This window comes from Exobacillus caeni (genome assembly GCF_005747095.1).
GTDB lineage: Bacteria > Bacillota > Bacilli > Bacillales > Guptibacillaceae > Exobacillus > Exobacillus caeni.
Genome location: NZ_SWLG01000008.1, coordinates 121019 through 135329, shown reverse-complemented (window position 1 = coordinate 135329; position 14311 = coordinate 121019). Strand labels below are relative to the sequence as shown.

14 protein-coding genes are annotated in these 14311 nt (G+C 39.8%); 12 read left to right on the top strand and 2 right to left on the bottom strand.

The features are described from left to right. Positions 1 to 371: 371 nt before the first annotated feature. From FCL54_RS12950 to FCL54_RS12920, 7 genes are all read left to right on the top strand, one after another. The gene (locus FCL54_RS12950; protein WP_171016844.1) at positions 372 to 1181 is read left to right on the top strand and encodes a DUF3100 domain-containing protein; all 810 of its coding nucleotides are present in this window, start codon (positions 372 to 374) and stop codon (positions 1179 to 1181) included. A 5-nt stretch (positions 1182 to 1186) separates the two neighbouring features. After that, complete coding sequence (locus FCL54_RS12945) at positions 1187 to 1636, top strand: hypothetical protein (protein ID WP_138127050.1); 450 nt, start codon at positions 1187 to 1189, stop codon at positions 1634 to 1636. Positions 1637 to 1752: 116 nt separating this feature from the next. Further along, the gene (locus FCL54_RS12940) at positions 1753 to 2994 is read left to right on the top strand and encodes a Zn-dependent hydrolase (RefSeq protein ID WP_138127049.1); all 1242 of its coding nucleotides are present in this window, start codon (positions 1753 to 1755) and stop codon (positions 2992 to 2994) included. A 249-nt stretch (positions 2995 to 3243) separates the two neighbouring features. Next, the gene (locus tag FCL54_RS12935; RefSeq protein WP_138127048.1) at positions 3244 to 4161 is read left to right on the top strand and encodes a proline dehydrogenase family protein; all 918 of its coding nucleotides are present in this window, start codon (positions 3244 to 3246) and stop codon (positions 4159 to 4161) included. Positions 4162 to 4427: 266 nt separating this feature from the next. Then, positions 4428 to 5972 carry an L-glutamate gamma-semialdehyde dehydrogenase gene (gene pruA, locus FCL54_RS12930; RefSeq protein WP_138127047.1) on the top strand — a complete coding sequence of 515 codons (1545 nt, stop codon included), beginning with the start codon at positions 4428 to 4430 and terminating at the stop codon, positions 5970 to 5972. Between the two features lie 184 nt (positions 5973 to 6156). Continuing rightward, a complete protein-coding gene (locus tag FCL54_RS12925) occupies positions 6157 to 7446 on the top strand; it encodes a PucR family transcriptional regulator (RefSeq protein ID WP_138127046.1) in 1290 nt (429 codons plus the stop codon). Positions 7447 to 7623: 177 nt separating this feature from the next. Further along, positions 7624 to 8391, top strand: a complete 768-nt coding sequence (locus tag FCL54_RS12920; RefSeq protein ID WP_138127045.1) for an alpha/beta hydrolase — start codon at positions 7624 to 7626, stop codon at positions 8389 to 8391. 144 nt (positions 8392 to 8535) lie between these two features. Here FCL54_RS12920 and FCL54_RS12915 read toward each other — a convergent pair whose 3' ends face one another. Beyond that, the gene (locus FCL54_RS12915) at positions 8536 to 9153 is read right to left on the bottom strand and encodes an ion channel (protein ID WP_138127044.1); all 618 of its coding nucleotides are present in this window, start codon (positions 9151 to 9153) and stop codon (positions 8536 to 8538) included. 241 nt (positions 9154 to 9394) lie between these two features. Between FCL54_RS12915 and FCL54_RS24055 the strand changes: the two genes are divergently transcribed. From FCL54_RS24055 to FCL54_RS12895, 5 genes are all read left to right on the top strand, one after another. Next, positions 9395 to 9535: a hypothetical protein gene (locus tag FCL54_RS24055; protein ID WP_171016833.1), complete on the top strand. Its 141-nt coding sequence runs from the start codon at positions 9395 to 9397 to the stop codon at positions 9533 to 9535. 4 nt (positions 9536 to 9539) lie between these two features. After that, positions 9540 to 10007 (top strand): cytochrome c oxidase subunit II, encoded by a 468-nt coding sequence (locus FCL54_RS12910; protein ID WP_138127043.1) that lies wholly within the window; start codon positions 9540 to 9542, stop codon positions 10005 to 10007. Between the two features lie 99 nt (positions 10008 to 10106). Further along, complete coding sequence (locus tag FCL54_RS12905; protein WP_138127201.1) at positions 10107 to 11714, top strand: cbb3-type cytochrome c oxidase subunit I; 1608 nt, start codon at positions 10107 to 10109, stop codon at positions 11712 to 11714. 86 nt (positions 11715 to 11800) lie between these two features. Then, the gene (locus tag FCL54_RS12900) at positions 11801 to 12430 is read left to right on the top strand and encodes an SCO family protein (RefSeq protein WP_138127042.1); all 630 of its coding nucleotides are present in this window, start codon (positions 11801 to 11803) and stop codon (positions 12428 to 12430) included. Positions 12431 to 12434: 4 nt separating this feature from the next. Then, a complete protein-coding gene (locus FCL54_RS12895) occupies positions 12435 to 12992 on the top strand; it encodes a hypothetical protein (protein ID WP_138127041.1) in 558 nt (185 codons plus the stop codon). Positions 12993 to 13122: 130 nt separating this feature from the next. On the opposite strand, the gene FCL54_RS12890 is transcribed toward FCL54_RS12895, so the two are convergent. Continuing rightward, positions 13123 to 14088 (bottom strand): alpha/beta hydrolase family protein, encoded by a 966-nt coding sequence (locus tag FCL54_RS12890; RefSeq protein WP_138127040.1) that lies wholly within the window; start codon positions 14086 to 14088, stop codon positions 13123 to 13125. Positions 14089 to 14311: the final 223 nt, after the last annotated feature.

The window sequence follows — 14311 nt, the reverse complement described above, 5'->3', positions numbered from 1 at the left end:
TGCTTTGTGTGGAGTAGCTAACGATCTGATCACGGAAAGGAACTCTGCCTCAACTGCTTTTCCCTCCAAGTGCAACATTGTTTACGGGAACAGGCGATTTTAAAAAACGGCTTTCCCCCTCTCGTAGTAAAACTAATTCAAATAGTTTAGTAGAAACTTTTGAAACAAAAGAATATCAGATTTGAACAGGAGAAGACTGCAATAATCAAACTGATCGTTCTTTCGGTAAGAACACTTGTATTTTCAATGTGGACTTAAAGTATACTAAGTGCTAGAATAATAGAATCATTTAAAAAGTGTGACAACTTCTAAACAATGTTTTCAAACAACAGGAGGGGATATTGGTGAATGAAAAACAAAAAAATATATGGATGGACTGGCGCTTACATACGATTGTGTTAGCGGTTGTTGTGCTAACCGAATTGATCGGAACACATCAATTTACAGTCGGTCCTGGAGTAATACTGCTGTTGCCGATGCTTTACGCGATGGTCATTGGACTTATTTTATTTTTTACGCCGATTGTGAAAGAGAAGCAGGCAAAAAATGCAGAACCGCTTATTATTCTTGGGGTAACTTTACTGATCGCAAAGATAGGAGTAATCATCGGGCCATCTCTGCCTCAGATTATTGAAGCAGGTCCAGCATTACTGCTGCAGGAATTTGGGAATCTTGGAACGATTCTCCTGGCGCTTCCGATAGCCGTTTTTCTTGGTTTGAAAAGAGAAAGCATCGGGATGACCCACTCCGTTGCGCGGGAGCCAAACGTAGGATTAATTGTAGATAAATATGGATTTAATTCCCCTGAAGGCAGAGGGGTTATGGCTATTTATATTTTTGGAACTGTTTTCGGCGCGATCTTCATGGGCCTCATATCAGGATTTTTGGCGACAATAACACCTTTGAACCCTCTTTCTTTTGCGATGGCTTCAGGAATAGGCAGTGGCAGTATGATGGCAGCTGCAAGCGGTTCGCTGATTGCGGCGTTTCCTTCGATGGAAAAAGATATTATCGCTTTTGCGGGTGCCAGTAACTTGTTGTCACTTTCGACTGGCCTATATATGAGTATCTTCATCGGGTTGCCGTTAACAGTAAAGCTGTATAATGCACTGGACAGAGTAAGAAGCAGGAAAGGCAATCTTCAGCCGCAGCCAAAAATGAAAAAGAAAATAGGGGGATAACCAACATGAAGAATGTTCAAGAGTGGATATTATTATTAGGGATTTTCGGGGTTGCTACTTTAATTGGAAACTGGATTGGATATGATGTTCTTCCATTAGAAGCAATTCCCGGGATGCTAGTATTGATAGGAATTGCACTGGCAGGATTAATACTTGCAAAAGTATTGCCATGGAAGCTGCCGAGTGTCGCATATATAGGCATAATCGGAATTGTTGTTTCGATGCCATGGATGCCTGGATCAGAATGGGTCATTCGATCAACAGAATCAGTTAATCTCTTAGCTCTTACAACGCCGATTCTAGCATACGCCGGAATAGCGATTGGGAGAAGCTGGACTGACTTCGTCCAGTTAGGGTGGAGAAGTATTGTTGTTGCAAGCTTCGTATTTATCGGAACCTTCCTTGGTTCGGCGGTTATTGCAGAGATCATTCTCCGTGCGCAGGGAATTATTTAAGTGATTAAAGGAGGCTTTAAGCGGCCTCCTTTTCTACTGATTGATAGATAGCAGTTCGTGTAAGCTGTTTAATTTGAAGCTTAACATATCAAATGTTACTAAAGGGAGGTTCTAATATGGATATTAATAAAGAACGGTTATGGAATAATATGATGGAACTAAGCAAGATTGGACGAAATGAGGATGGCGGCATTACAAGACTTTCCTTTACACCGGAGGAAAAAAAGGCGAAGGAATTCGTTTCTTCGCTTATGACAGAGGCAGGTCTGAATGTTTATGAAGACGAGATCGGGAACCTGATCGGCAGAAAGGATGGAAAGAATCCCTCTGAAGCTGCTATTATCGTAGGTTCCCATATCGATAGTGTACTAAGCGGCGGTTTTTTCGATGGTCCTGCAGGTGTCTTGACTGCAATAGAGGCGCTTCACACAATGAAAGACAGGGAAATTGAAACAGACTCGCCAATTGAAGTCATTGCATTCACGGACGAGGAAGGAGCAAGGTTTTCATCAGGAATGCTTGGCAGCCAGGCTATTGCAGGGCAGTTGTCTCAACAGGAGCTGCATCGGTTAAAAGATAATGATGGAATATCAGTTGCAGATGCAATGAAAAAGATGGGATATCATCCGGAACTGGTTGAAAAAGCAGAACGTAACCCTTCAACAGTTAAAGCTTATCTGGAGCTCCATATCGAACAGGGGAAAGAGCTTGAGAATGAGAGCCTGCCTGCAGGTATTGTAACGGGAATCGTTGGAGTAAAGTGGCTAAGTGTCAAACTTAGGGGAGAGGCTGGTCACGCTGGCACAACGCCGATGAACTTAAGAAAGGATCCGCTCGCTGCAGCAGCAAAAATAATTAGCTATGCTGAAGAGATTGCTGCAGCAGAAGAGGGAACTGTTGCGACAGTCGGGCGTATTCATGCTAGTCCAGGAGGGGTTAATATTATTCCGGGAGAAGTTGAGTTTTCTCTGGATGTCAGGGACCTTTCAGAAGACAACCTTAACAAAATCATCGGCATGATAAAGGATTACACCCACGAAACAAGTCTTCAACGCAATATAGATTATCAAATCGAGGAGCTCCATACACTTAAGCCGGCAAAAAGTTCCCCGATATTAATGGATGCGGTGAAAGAAAGTGTGGAAGAATTGGGTATTCGTCCGTATATGTTAGCGAGCGGTGCAGGCCATGATGCGATGGTGATGGCATCGATTGCTGAAATGTGCATGATTTTTATTCGTTCGAAGGATGGTATCAGCCATAACCCGAAAGAGTGGTCAGATAAAGAAGATGTCGCTGTAGGGGCGGATATTCTTTTTAGGACTTTGTTAAAAGTAGACAAGAAGAGAATAATTTAACCATTTATTTATGTGAAAGGCACTCTATAATGGGTGCTTTTTTATTTTGCGAATGAAAAGAAAACCTTATAAGAGCGGGCTTTATTAACCACTTATCGAGCTATTGTGGATAAACCACAAAAACGGACAGGAAACGTTGTGTTTTCGACACGTTGTAAACCCTTCCATCCTCCGGGTATAGTTGTTGTAAGAGAAAAAGTTTTCTAACAATTTCTTTCTAGAATATGTACCCTGGAAAGGATGGTGGCTATGGAAGCGATCAGTAAAAGCTTCTTTTTATACCTTTCAAATAATCAGTTGTTGAACCGTCTTGCTAGAAAATGGGGATTCCATATTGGAGCAGATAAGGTTGTTGGCGGAGAAACGTTCGAGGATGCAATTCCACTGATTCAGCAACTGAACAGTCAGGGGCTCCTTGCAACGGTAGATCACTTAGGAGAATTCGTACACAACAAAGAAGAAGCAAGAGAGCGTACTCTTGAAGTAATTGAAGCAGTCAGGAGTATCGATAAACATCATCTCCATTCACAATTATCATTGAAAGTTACATCACTTGGACTTGATATTAGTGAAGAGCTTGTACTTGAAAACATGAAGATGATTATGGAGGAAGCTCAAAAGCATGATGTTTTTATTACGATCGACATGGAAGATTCAACAAGATGTGGAAAGACGCTAGAGTTATTCAAAGTATTAAAAGAGAAATACGATAATATCGGTACTGTAATTCAGTCCTATTTGTACAGATCGGCTAAAGATCTTGATGACCTGGACCGTCTTGCACCAAGATTAAGGCTTGTTAAAGGAGCATATAAGGAACCGCCATCAGTAGCTTTTCCTGAAAAAGCAAAGGTGGATGAAAACCTGAAGCATCTAATAAAGAAACATCTGTTGAACGGGCATTTCACGGCTATTGCAAGTCATGATGATGCGATTATTGAATATACGAAAGAGCTAGTGAAGGAGCATGAAATTCCCAAGGATCAGTTCGAGTTCCAGATGTTATACGGAATGCGCACAGAAACTCAGTATCAGCTTGTAAAAGAGGGATATAATATGAGAGTGTATGTCCCTTATGGGAACGACTGGTACGGGTATTTTATGAGAAGGCTGGCAGAACGCCCGGCGAATATCGCTTTTGTGTTGAAGGGGATGTTTAAGAAGTAATAGCTTTCAGCATTGGCAAATTTCTAGTTTTTGCTCTCCCGGTGGCTCTTATGTAAAAGCGGATTCTAACTTGTGAACATGACGTATCCACGTTTACAACAAGACTGGTTCGATTACGCTCTTAAAAATAAGATTTTGTCTAATCATTTTTAAGGGGAGCAATGAAGTATCGTTCTGTAGTACCAATTTTTAAAGCATTCAAGCATATATAGCATTGCTATCAATTTATATTTTTGATAAATAAATTAAACTAAGGGGGATTTAAGATGATTCCATACAAACATGAACCATTTACAGATTTTACTGTTGAGGAAAACAAAAAAGAGTTTGAAGCTGCGTTAGAAAAGGTGAAAGGGGAACTTGGCAAGGATCATGATCTTCTTGTAAACGGTGAGCGCATCAGTACGGATGACAAAATCGTTTCTGTTAACCCGGCAAACAAAGAACAGGTTATCGGCCGCGTTTCAAAAGCGAACAAAGACATTGCTGAGCAAGCGATCCAGGCTGCAGATGAAGCTATTAAGAGCTGGAGAAAATGGACTCCTAGAGCAAGAGCCGAGCTATTGTTCCGTGCCGCAGCAATCGTTCGGCGCCGTAAGCATGAATTCTCTGCTTACCTTGTATACGAAGCAGGTAAACCTTGGAAAGAAGCGGATGCAGATACAGCAGAAGCGATCGACTTCATGGAATACTATGCTCGCCAGATGATCGAGCTTGGCGAAGGAAAAGCGATCAATAGCCGTCCTGGTGAAGATAACCGCTACGTATACAAGCCGACTGGTGTTACAGTTGTCATCCCGCCATGGAACTTTGCATTTGCGATCATGGCTGGAACCACAGTAGCTCCAATCGTTACAGGAAATACGGTTCTATTGAAACCAGCTAGTGCAACACCTGTTATAGCAGCTAAGTTTGTTGAAGTATTGGTAGAAGCAGGGCTTCCGAAAGGCGTTCTTAACTTCGTTCCTGGAAGTGGAGCTGAAGTGGGAGACTACCTTGTTGACCATCCGAAGACTGCTCTTATCAGCTTTACTGGTTCGCGTGAAGTAGGAACACGCATTTTCGAACGTGCTGCAAAGGTTCATCCTGGCCAAACTCACCTGAAGCGTGTTATCGCTGAGATGGGCGGGAAAGATACTGTTGTTGTTGAAAAGGATGCAGACCTTGAATTAGCAGCGCAGGCGATCACTGTTTCAGCGTTTGGCTTCTCCGGGCAAAAGTGTTCCGCTGGGTCACGTGCTGTAGTACATGAAGACGTTTATGATCAAGTACTTGATCGCGTAATCGAACTTACAAACGAACTGACTGTAGGGGATACGACTGACCATGAAAATTACATGGGACCTGTAATCGATCAGGGAGCTTATGACAAGATCATGAGTTACATCGAAATCGGGAAAGAAGAAGGACGCCTTGTTGCAGGCGGAACTGGGGACGATTCAAAAGGATTCTTCATTCAGCCGACTGTGTTCGCAGATCTTGACCCTGAGGCACGCATCCAGCAGGAAGAAATCTTTGGACCAGTTGTTGCTTTTACAAAAGTAAAAGATTTTGATGAAGCGATGGAAGTTGCAAACAACACAGAATACGGCTTGACTGGCGCGTTGATCACAAACAACCGTGAGTATATCGAAAGAGCGAAGGATGAGTTCCAGGTAGGTAACCTTTACTTCAACCGTAACTGTACAGGAGCGATCGTTGGATACCATCCGTTCGGCGGCTTTAAAATGTCTGGTACTGACTCCAAAGCAGGCGGACCGGATTACTTGATCCTTCACATGCAGGCAAAAACAATCTCTGAAATGTTTTAAGGATAATGAAACAACTGTGTTAAAAGACGTAGCTTAATGCTGCGTCTTTAATTTTTCTATCTGTTAGATCTGATTTCTTTTTTAAGAGTGGTTCTTCCTTTTTCTTTTGGTTCATAAAGGATATAATGGTACAAAATAATCGTTTTGAAGAAACGTGCCAGGATTGAAAAAGTAGGAGAAAAAAATGGAAAACACAGAACGAATTTTTCAAGTAGAAAATATAAATACTGCAACCGACTTAATCAGTTCTTTCTTGAATAAAGCGGTAATTATAGAAAACAAGAACTTCGAACTGCTTGCGTATAGTTCAGCGGAGGACGAAGAATTCGACCAGACGCAGCAAAAAACTATCCTCTCCAAAAAATGTCCTATTTTTATTATTGATCGTTTGAAAAAAGAAGGGATCGTGCAGCAGCTTGAAAGAAAACCAGACCCGATTCGAATAGCCCCCATAGAAGAACTTGGCTTTTATCAGCGTATCGTGATCAGTGCCAGGCATCGGGGGAAAACGATGGGATACATATGGGTACAGGAATCTAACAACATTCTATTGGAAGGTGAATTGAAATTTTTGCAGGACATTTCACCACATATCGGCAAGCTGATCTATAAATATTACTCAAAAGCTAAGGAGAAGGAAGGGAAAAAAGAACAACTCCTCTGGAAAGTACTGCATCATGAGTATTTGAGTGAAAATCAGATTCTAAGGGAAGCAGCTATCGAAAATCTGTCATTACCGAACAAGTTTGCCGTTCTGGTTGTTTCGCTTACAACACCGGGGGATAACGTACTTGTAGATAAAGTCGCTAAAATCTTTGATAGCTTCTCCAAAAGGGATAGGCTTCTTATCCTGAAAACGGAATATCAAACAGTGACGATTATCAGAAAAGATAGAAGAAACGAATCTACTCCGACAGAGGTTGCAAGAAACTTGATCGATCATATTCAGGGAAATTTGACTGAACAAGAGTACATTCCGCTAATAATCGGTGTCGGAAAAGAATACGCTCAGCTTATCAATATGCGAAAAAGCTTCCTTGAAGCGTTAGAAGTAATTGAAACGGCTAATTTTGCAGGCGAAAAGTTTAACCGTATCCCATTTGAATTTTCAAAACTGGGAATTTACCGTTACTTAGCTTCCATTTATGAAAAAAATAATGCGGAAGAATATGTGAATGGGCAACTGTTAGAGTTGTTAAAAAAAGATGAAGAAAGTCAGACAGAATTTCTTAAGACTCTAGAACTTTATATTGCTAACAACGGCAAGGCAAAGAAGACGGCTGAACAACTTTATATTCATCCTAATACATTAAATTACAGGTTAAAACAAATCGTTGAAATAACGAATATCGATTTTGAAGATTTTAATATGAAGAGCCATTTATATGCCGAACTGTTATTGATCAACCACATTCCAAGGTACTATCAGCGTTATAAGGAAGCGATTGATATTTACCTTAAAGGAAATGACTAAGAAATTATACATGTGTGCACAAAAGGTTATCCAATAACCTTCCTCTTAAAAGAACATTTTTATTTTGATCATCTAACCCATTTTCTGCAAAGATCGTTACCTTAAGCGGGAAATGGGTTTTTCTGTTACATAAAGATCGAAGCTAGATCATTTCAGATAGACAGTGGAGATGTGAAAATGGAAAAAATTGAATTTCAAAACAGAAGAGGCAAAATTTTAAAAGGCATTTTATATCCTGCACCATCTAAGTCGAGCATCATCATGGCGCACGGTTTTACCTCCGATAAATATTCAAGAGGAAGATTTCCATTACTGGCGGAAGCCTTTAATAAATCTGGATTTAATGTGTTGACGTTTGACTTTTCTGGTTGCGGTGAAAGCGATGATGACAGTATAAATGCTGAGAAAGAAGTGGAAGATCTTCAGTCAGCAATTAACTATGCAAAGTCAAAAGGGTTTAGAAAGATCGGGCTTTACGGGCACAGCCTCGGGTCACTCGTTTGCTTAAAAGCGTATTCCGGTGATATCGAAACGATGGTCCTGTCAGGAGCCGGGACCGGTCCGATGCATTATAACTGGGATGAATTTTTTACGATGGAACAAATGAATGAGCTGGCCGAAACTAGTCTTATAACAGAAAAGAGAAATGAGCCTTACAGATCAGAGGTAGTGATAGAAAAACAAATGCTAGATGACTTTGCCAGTGTTAACCAAGAAGAGCTGTTAAGCAAAGTGAAATGTCCGGTATTGATTATCCATGGAGATAACAAAAACGATGAAGAAGAGTTGATGTTGTTAGAGAACTCCAAAAAAGGAATGGACTATCTTCCCACCAGCTCAAGACTTGAAGTGATTTCAGGAGCGACCCATAGCTTTATGGGGCATTTAGATGAGTTAAAAGCATTGGCTGATACTTGGTATCAAAAATACCTTCCGAAAGTTTAATATGATGGTAAAAGGATCTTAATGAAACAAGTAAACATAGCTGGGTAAATTTTTTCGATTATGAACTATGTTCTTTCTGCTATAAAACTTTAATTCGATTAGGAAGTCTTGGTATAAAACGAACCGTAGAACCGGTTCGTTATTTCAAGCGGCATCTGTCTTTGATCTTTTCTTTTGTCTGTAATTTTTAACTCGATCAATATTAATAAGCATAAGCTTAACAATCAAGGCATGCATCACTAATCCGATAATTGTAAGCAATATAATTAACACTTTTCCAATAAACGTTTCCGGTTCGACATCACTGTTGCCAAAAAACAGGATCGATCCGAATGACCACTTTAACGCGTCAGTTGCCGAATTCACAAGTGGTTCAAAGAAATAAAACGGAATTGTAGAAAGAACAACAGCCATGAAGCTGGTTAAAAACCAGTGTTTAGGAGTATACTTCATCGCCTTTCCGACCATCGGATTACTAAATCGTTTCGCGATTGTTTTAATTCGCCACAGCCTGTATAAGCGCGCTAACTTTGCTCCCTGGAAAATGGAATCAAGAGGAATAAGAGCGATTAAATCAAATGGATGCTTCTTTATATATTCCCATCTTTTTTCAGAAAGATAGAGCATTACAATATAATCACAGAAGAAAACAATCCATGTGCTATATAAAATCTCCGTTTGAAAGGGAGAATCGTACCAGATTGTAGAAACGGATAGTATGACACATAAAAACAAAAAGACTTCATAAAGGGTTTTCCACATAAAAAAACTCCTTTCCCCTTTGCAATTATATAATAAAAGGCATTTTTTTGTAAAAATGCTTTTTATCGAACAGAGTATCTCGATGCGCGTACTCTGTTTTTTTTGTTTGTTTTTTCTCCGCCTCGTTAAAAACACTCTTTAATGCAAATAAAAAGTTTTAAGTAAGTGATACGCCTCACGCCATTAAAAATAATTCTCATATAAGATTACTGTAACACCACAATTTAGGAGGTTGATTTTAATGGCTCACCAGAAGAAAGCAAAAACTCCGGAGTCACTATCAAACAAAGGGACCATATTTTCAGTCGGTGTTGTAGGAGCAGTTATTTTTCTTACCTATGTACTGTTCTTCTGGCTGTATATGTCCAGGATAGGAGGGTGACGAGATGAAGATGCATCGCTCCGAAATCATTTGGCTGACAATAAGTTTTGGAATGTTGCTTGGCTTCATGCTCATTACAGGTTATCAGACATTCGCACTTGGGATGGGACCGCCCAGTAACCAGGAAACGATTGACCCGCAAAAAGTAGATCAAACTGCTCCTTTTGATAATCCAGGTCTTAAAAAAGTCGGTGAAAAAGAATATGAGGCAGTAATGACAATGCAAATTTTTAGTTTTAATCCGAACGAAATAGAGATTCCAGCAGGTTCTACAGTCCATTTTACCTTAACCTCAAAAGATGTTGTCCACGGTTTCCAGGTGGTAGGAACAAATATAAATGCAATGGTTCCGCCAGGATATATTCAAAAGATTTCGCAAAAATTTGATAAGCCAGGAGAATATCTGGTGTTATGTAATGAATATTGCGGTGCAGGGCATCAGGCGATGACAATGAAGATCATCGTTAAATAAGGGAGGGAAGTTATTGTGGGAGCAAAAGCAGAAGTAGTTCAACCAATACCTTTTAAGAAAAATGAAAATAAAGCTTTAGGGATAAGTTTACAGGATGCGATGATATCCAGGGTCTATATGATCGTTGCGTTCACAGCATTATTGTTAGGAGGATTCCTTGGATTATTCCAGGGATTAAACCGGGCAGGTCTTCTGGAACTGCCTCACTGGCTTAACTATTATCAAATACTTACAGCTCACGGAGTACTTTTAGTTGTGGTATTGACGGCCTTCTTTACGATCGGTTATTTTTATGCGGCTCTCTCCTATAATCTTGGAGGGTTGCTTCCACAAGTAAGAAAGATGGCGTGGATCGGCTTTGCGATGAAAATCATCGGTTTTGTCTTTGCAGTCATTCCGATTTTAATGAATGAAGCGTCTGTCTTATATACTTTTTATCCTCCTATGGCAGCATCGCCGTATTTCTATATAGGTCTTACATTGATCGTTCTCGGCGTCTGGATGTGTGCATTTGGAGCATTTATGAATGTTGCCCACTGGAGAAAACAAAACAAAGGACAGAACCTTCCGATCCTTTCGTATTTTGCTACAGCTGTGTTTGTACTTTTATTCTTCGGAAGTATTCCGGTCGCAATCGAAGTGTTGACCCTGATCCCCTGGTCTTTCGGATGGACAGAAACAGTTAATGTGATGCTGAGCCGTACACTGTTCTGGGCTTTTGGACATACACTCGTAAACATCTGGTATTTAACTGCCGTTTCTGCATGGTATGTCATAGTTCCTAAAATAATCGGAGGCAGAAGGTTTAGCGATACCATTACAAGGGTTGTCGTTATCCTGTTAGTTGTAATGAATATTCCGGGTGGTTTCCACCATCAGATCATCGACCCGGGTATTTCACAACCAGTAAAATATTTGCACGTGTTCATGAGTTTAGCGATTGCGTTTCCATCATTAATGACTGCTTATGCAATGTTTTCCGTATTTGAACGTACAGCAAGGAAAAAAGGCGGCACCGGGCTGCTTGGATGGTATAAGAAGCTGCCGTGGGGTGACGTACGATTCCTCGCTCCAATGATTGCTATGATCGCCTTTATCCCTGGAGGAGCAGGAGGTATTGCCCAAACAACGAACCAGTTGAACCAGGTAGCCCACAATACTTTATGGATCGTAGGTCACTTCCATTTAACAGTAGGAACCTCTGTCGTGCTGACTTTCTTCGGCATCAGTTACTGGCTTGTTCCGTATATTTCTGGCCGTACATTGACACCGAAAATTAATAAACTAGGAGTTATCCAGACACTTATCTGGACTGCAGGAATGCTGTTTATGTCTGGAGCGATGCACTGGGTCGGATTACTTGGTGCTCCGCGCCGGACTTCTTATACTACCTATTTTGATAACGCAACAGCTTTAAGCTGGAATCCATATCTTATGTTTCTTGCAGTAGGGGGAACGCTTTTAATTATCGGTGTGGTCATGCAGGTCTATGCTGTATTCTATCTCATGTTCCGGGCTCCAAAAGGGAAAACCGAATTCCCGATAGCTGAAGCTGAGGATAAAGAAATGAAAACACCTTACTGGACAGAACGCTGGGGAACCTGGATCGTTGTGATGCTACTGTTGATCGCGATGGGTTATGTCATTCCGCTTGTAGACTTTATCGGAAATGCACCACCGGGTTCTCCGCCATTTAAAACATGGTAATCAAAGACGAGAAGGGATAACTCTTCAAGTGGAGTTATCTCTTTTGTCCTCAATACTAATATGAAGACTGTAGGAAGTGATCTGAAATGATCAAAAGCCGGCAAAAAATTATATCGGTCATCGTAGTCCTGATTTTTGGTTTCGTTTTGCTCTATGCAGGAACTGATGAATTTACAGCTTTTACTTCTGAGACAGCAAGAGTGAACGGTTTGATTGAAAACAAACCAGAATTTCCAGCAGTAACGTTAGAGGATAGTGAGATCAGAACTTATACGTTCTCAGAATTTAAGGATAAGTATGTTTTTATCACCTTTATGTATACTTACTGTTCGACCGTTTGTCCAAAACTAGAAATGAATATGTCCCATGTATATAGCCAGATACCACAAAAGTACCTTGGCGACGATATTGTATTCTTAAGCATAAGCTTTGATCCTGCCCGTGATACTTCGGCAGCGCTGGACAAATACAAAGGCTATTTTAATAGTGATGGTGAGACATGGCGAATGGCAAGGATTCCTGATAAAAAGGACCTGGAAATGTTGCTAAAGGAGTTTGGTGTGATCGTCATTCCAGATGGCTTCGGAAACTTTACACATAACTCGGCATTTTATTTAGTTAACAAAAAAGGAAAGCTTATCGATGTGATGGATTATAAAAAGGTCGATGAGGCAGCTCAAAAAGTCTTGACTATACTTAAAGAAACGGGGGAGTAAATCAATGAAACAATCGGTCTTTGGCTTGATCCTATTTTTTTTCTTGATGCTTCCTCCGGTGGCTGATCTGTTAGAGTCGATTATGATCTTTCACATGCATATGCAGATGCCGCTATTGATAGTTGCTGGTTTTTTGATGGGAAAGTTTTTTCTGCTAAGATTCCCTGCCTTTTTAGAAAAATGGAATGAAGATGGAATCGCTGGCATATTACTGTTTGTTGTTATAAACCTTTATTGGATGTTACCAAGGACGATGGATGAGGCACTCTCTGTTCAAATGATTGAAATCTTTAAGTTTGTCAGCCTGCCGTTCTTAGCAGGGGTTCCGTTACGGGATAGCTGGATGAAGCTTACTACAGCTGTTAAAAATGCAGTTATTATTCTCTTTTCGTTCTTGTTTGTAGGGTTGGGATTGGTATATACGCTGTCACCTGTTGAATTATGTAACAATTATCTATTAAAGGAGCAAGTAACACTTGGATGGGGATTTTTGACGATGGCAGCCTGTTTTATCGTCTATTTAATTTATACTTTAGTTGTTGATCCTTCTAAGTATGAATGAACTCGTTATTATTAATAATGAAAGCCTTCATATACGACAACGGATTCACCCTATTTTTAGAAATGAAAATAAATGATAGAAAAATGACGCGCCATTTTTGGCACGTCGTTTTATTGTCTCAGAGAAATTCTTAGGTATGTTGTTGACTGGAGGTTTGTGCGATTTGGGCGTTCTTTACTGAGTGAATCCAATCAGAAATGTCATTTATTACTTGGTTATCTACATGTTGTGCAACTTTATACTCTTTTTTTGCTTTTAAAATTTCCCCATAAACAGATGGCATAAACGCATGGTTTAAGTTCGGATAAAGTTTAAATGTAGCGTGTGGCTTTTCACTTAATATATTTTTGTAGCCATTGAAGTCTTTTTCCACTGATGATTGGAAATCCTTTTCTCCATGCAAGATTAAAACTGGTTTAGTCAATTCACGCAAATAATTAGGAGCTGGATGTTCGCCCATTTCTTTAAAGTAATACGCTCTTATGTTTCCTAAAATTTTGGTTGATTTTGCTTTTTCATCGGTAAGGTTATACATGTTGGCAAGCTTAGAAGATAATGAAGCAATCTGTTTTTTTGCAACTAATTTTAAAAGTTTATTAAGTGAATCTAAAACTGTGTTATTTTGGTCGATCATAATGTCTTCCATTTTACGTGGGGAACCAGCCATAATAATAATTCCGGAAAAATTTCCGCCTTCAGCATCAATTCGAGGAGCTAACATCCCGCCCATACTATGCCCTATAACAAAAATATTGCTTGGATCAATACGTGTATCTTTTCGCAAGTAATTTGCTGCTAGAATAGCATCTTCAATTGTTTCTTCTTTTACTGATATACCGGTATCCTTTTTCATTTCTTTACCATAGACAAAAGTTCGCTTGTCATACCGTAGAACTGCAATACCTTTTGCGGATAAACCTTCGGCAAGATCTTTAAAAGGATAGTTATTTCCTACTTTTCCGTCCATATTACTTGGACCAGAACCATGAATCAAAACAACAGCCGGAAGTAATCCGTTAGTTTTATTTGGAATACTTAACATTCCATTAAGTGGGTATTTTGTTTCGGCACCTATTACAATTTTTTCATCTGCCAATGTGATATCCTCCATTTTTATTAAATAAAATACTTCAATAATTTCAACCTGGTATCTTTTTTTCCTGCTGGTTACTGAATAATTAATTTGAAGGATTAAATTGAAAAGTTCATTCTTCATCATATTGTGACAGGGAAGCTTGATTATAGCATACGACTAATACCGTTGATCTGAAATGAATACCGACTGTGCCGATTGCTTTAGTTGCATAGTAAGTTTCTTA